The organism is Phormidesmis sp. 146-33, from assembly GCF_052939515.1.
Genome location: NZ_JBJPHU010000228.1, coordinates 1 through 3,969 on the forward strand (window position 1 = coordinate 1; position 3,969 = coordinate 3,969).

The 3,969-nt window shown below is 46.9% G+C and carries 3 protein-coding genes; all 3 read right to left on the minus strand.

Going from position 1 to position 3,969, the window contains the following annotated elements; all coding sequences use genetic code 11:
* Window positions 1–198: 198 nt before the first annotated feature.
* Window positions 199–462 (minus strand): ATP-binding protein, encoded by a 264-nt coding sequence (locus ACJ2PR_RS35265; RefSeq protein WP_446880549.1) that lies wholly within the window; start codon window positions 460–462, stop codon window positions 199–201.
* A complete protein-coding gene (locus ACJ2PR_RS35270) occupies window positions 463–1,536 on the minus strand; it encodes a PAS domain-containing sensor histidine kinase (RefSeq protein WP_446880550.1) in 1,074 nt (357 codons plus the stop codon).
* Window positions 1,537–2,446: 910 nt separating this feature from the next.
* The gene (locus tag ACJ2PR_RS35275) at window positions 2,447–3,667 is read right to left on the minus strand and encodes a helix-turn-helix domain-containing protein (protein WP_446880551.1); all 1,221 of its coding nucleotides are present in this window, start codon (window positions 3,665–3,667) and stop codon (window positions 2,447–2,449) included.
* Window positions 3,668–3,969: the final 302 nt, after the last annotated feature.

The window sequence follows — 3,969 nt, forward strand, 5'->3', positions numbered from 1 at the left end:
CAAGACCCATTCCCCAGTTTCAAAGTCCCCCAGACTGGGGGATTTAGGGGGCGAAACGGACTGGAACGGAGCGACAAAAATCTGTTCGTGACTCATTTAGGATTGCCATAAAAGAGCCTGCCCTTTGAAGACTTTCACAAATGATTCAGGATTAGTATACCTATTAAACCTGAAATTTGGGTTGGTGTGTTTTAAGCGTTAGCAACTTAAAGCGTAGCGGGGGATTTCGACTCGAAAGGTGGTGCCAACTCCGACTTGACTTTCGACAGAGATTGCTCCTTGCATCAACTCAACCAAAGCTTTGGTAATCGATAACCCCAACCCTGTCCCGCTGTGTAGTCGCGTGTGAGTTTGATCGACCTGCCAAAATTCTCGAAAGATTTGCGCCTGGTTGAGTTCATCAATGCCAATTCCGGTGTCGCGAATGACGATCGCAATCCGTCCTTCTGGAAGCTTTAGCACCTATAGAGAAACACTACCAGCATCGGTAAATTTAATCGCATTTGATAACAGGTTGATCACAATTTGACGCAGCCGCAGGCGATCGTTGACGATTTCAATGGCATCAGGCGGTAGGTGAAGCTGAAAATCTAAGCTTTTTTGCTCGGCTAAGGGATTAAGTTCTTCAACGATCGCCCGCATTAATTGATTCAAATCAAAGGCTTGTTGAGACAGTTCTAGTCGGTTGGCTTGCAGTTTTGAAAAGTCGAGAATGTCTTCGATTAGCAGAAGTAAATGTTGACCGTTTCTCAAAACGCGCTCTAGCATGTCAGATTCGCGCCGTTGCCCCTGATCTTGAAACTGACGCAGCAACAGTTTAGAAAAGCCCAAAATCGCATTCATCGGAGTGCGTAGCTCGTGAGTGACCGTCGCGATAAATTGCCGTCTGAGGCGATCGGCTTCGAGCAGTTGCAGGTTTTGGAGTTGGGTCTGATGAAGTTGCTCTTCGGCCTGTTTGCGAGCGGTGATGTCACGAATTAGCCAGCGCAGTCCCAAGACTTCTCCACGGGGATCGCGTACCGTTTCGACGGTGATTGCGGCTTCAAAGCGAGTGTGTTCTCTATTTTGTAGCTGTACTTCCCATTCTTGAACCCGGTTTAGAATCGGAAGCTCACCCAGGATATTGCGAAATGCGCGGCGATTGGCTTCGGGCACAAAGTTGACGATCGGTTTGCCTAACAAGTGATCGGGATTGATTTTTAGCAAGATGGCAGCAGCCCGATTAGCCTCCCGAATAGCCCCAAAGCGATCGGTGATCAGATAGCCATCGGGAGCAAATTCAAAAAGTTCGCAATAGCGCTGTCGTTCGGATTCGATCGCGTCTTGGGCTTCTAAAATTGCGTTTTGTTGTTGACAAAGCTCATCTTGAGCAACCTGTAATTCTTCTAGAGAGACATGAAGCTCTTCCAGGCAATTCAGTAATGCTTGGGACTGGTGCTCAGGTGCGCCTTTGAGTTCTTGAAAGGTCTCTTCTGTCCGTTGGTATGCAGCCTGAATGCGTCGAACAAAAAAGTCGGTTCCGTTCTGGCTAGTCATTTTAAATTAAGGAAGTATTAAAACGGTGCTCAATCGCTGATTAAATCAATTGGCGCTGATAAAACTAAGTCTTCAGCACATTTGATCAACACACTGATATTGTGAAACAAAAGCGTTGTTTTCACCTCTACGCCTGGACAGAGACTCATCTAATTCTATGACGTTAATTAAGTAGCAATAAGAAGAATTGTTGAGTCAATTTCAGGATTAATTGTTTGCGATTTTTAGACAGTATCTATGAGCACGATCGACTTAGATACAAACAGATTTAGGGGTTTCTAGTCATTCAAATCGTGGCTCAAAAGCTAGAACAAATGAATTGCGATCGCAGGTTTCTTATACAAATTATTGATGCCCAAACACATCTTCTGATCCCTCTAATCCCCCCTTAGAAAGGTAAAAAAACGGAAGCCGGAATGGGGTTTTAGTCTACAGACTGCTTTTTGATGGAGGAGCGCGATCGAATTAAAAAGCCGGGATATAAATTAAAGCTCCACATTGCAGACGACTGTCTCATACCCAATCAATTTGTGAATGCTACAGATCCTTCGCCCCCTAAATCCCCCAGTCTGGGGGACTTTGAGAATCCGAGATTGCTTTGGCTTGAAGTCACCCACAGCGTTGCTGAATCAGGGGGTGTGCCCCAAAGCGGCGGGAAACTCCAAGGTTCAAAGTCCCCCAATTTTGGGGGATTTAGGGGGCAAAAAGATGGACACTTCCCACAGAGTCATCCCTCCAATCAGCAACGCCGTCACCCACAAGTAGGGGATTTAAGTTGCTCTCCCAGATCTGTAGCACTCAAAGATCAATTTGGTATTACTTCATAAAGTTTCCGTAGCGCTCATTCCACACCCTAAAGGGAAAAGTTTGAATGGCAATTGGTTAGATATTTATCATTTGAGTTATTTGTTTAACAAATCATATTATCTCTAATCACCCAGTGGTTTTGAGCATCCAACCGAATCTTACCTTGATATTGAAGTTGTCCTAGTAGCCGCGTGATCGTGACTCGTGTCGTACAACAAGCACTCGCAAAATCTTGATGCGTTAACTTTGCTTTGAGTCGCGTTTCTAATACGATCGACTTGCCTTCTACCGTCGAGATCGGCGCTCCTATTTCTTCTTTGAGCAACTGCAATAGCTGGATGAGTCGATCTTGAGCACGAAGATGGCCGTGCATCGTGACAAACCGCTCTGCTTGCTGAAGCCGATGGACGATTCGGGGCATTAGTGTCTGAGCAAACTCCATCGATTGAGCCATCTCCGCGACCGGGATCGCCACCAGGTCTACATCCGCAAGGGCGATCGCTTGATAGACAGGCAGCCTGGTAAGACTCGCCCCAAACACTTGCTCTTCGGCGGCCAGACCGACCAAAATTTCTTCGCCCCGCTCGGAAAGTGTCGTTAGCTTCACAACGCCCTGCACCACAAGCCAGAGAGTCTGCGCCTCAAGGGGGATCGTCTCTCCACGACGGTAGCGATCGCAAGCACGCGGTTTTGGTAAGTCGGAATCGGTGTGCGTTAAGACGGCGACGGCCCGTTTGCGATTGCTCAAATCCTGAATCTGCCACCGTAACAAGAGCGGCTCTTCTTGCTCATCGCGAATAATATCAACGGTCAGCCCTGCCTCAAACCAGTCCTGCGGTTGACGATGTAGCCGGATCATCACCTGGGCCCGATTTTGCGGACTGATCGAGCTGTCTCGCTGATTGAGTCGAGTCAAAAGATTGCGAAATGTGGTGCGATCGTCAAAGGTCACGAGACTGACCAGAGGCTTTCCGGTGAGATAACGGGACTGGCGATCAAACAAAACGGCCGCCGCTCGATTGGCTTCTTGAACGACTCCCGACAGCGAGGTGATCACCAAAGCATCTGGCGCAAACTCAAACACACTCTGATAGTGCAAGCGGGCTGTATTAGCCTCGTGTTGAGCCATCGCCAGCACTTCATTTTGGCGCGTTAATTCTTCGACCGCGACCTGTAATTCTTCTGAAGCGAGACCCAGTTCTTTGAGGGCGATCGGAAGCACTTCAGAGGGTGCAGTTCTTGCTTGGGGAGATTGTTGGTGCAATCCTAAGACCCGCCCATAAACGACCTGAATCTGCTTATTTAACACGTCCATGTTGTACATACAGCCTTCCCCTGATACAAACCTGCGTCAAGCATATCGGGAGCGATCTTGAATCCGCTATTTATCTAAGTGAATATCTCTCAAAGTCCTGAGACTGAATGGTTTTTAGATTTTTGAGTATCGGTTAACACGAATGAAATTAATATTACTCTTTGTATCTTTTTAACAGTTTGCTCAAATAAGACAAAGCTACCTGCAACTGAGTAGATAATACCAAAGTAATCTTATTGATCTTTAAGTGCTACAAATCCAGCCCTTTCAAGGTGCTTTTTCATCTTTTTTAGATTTCGCTTGACTGAGCA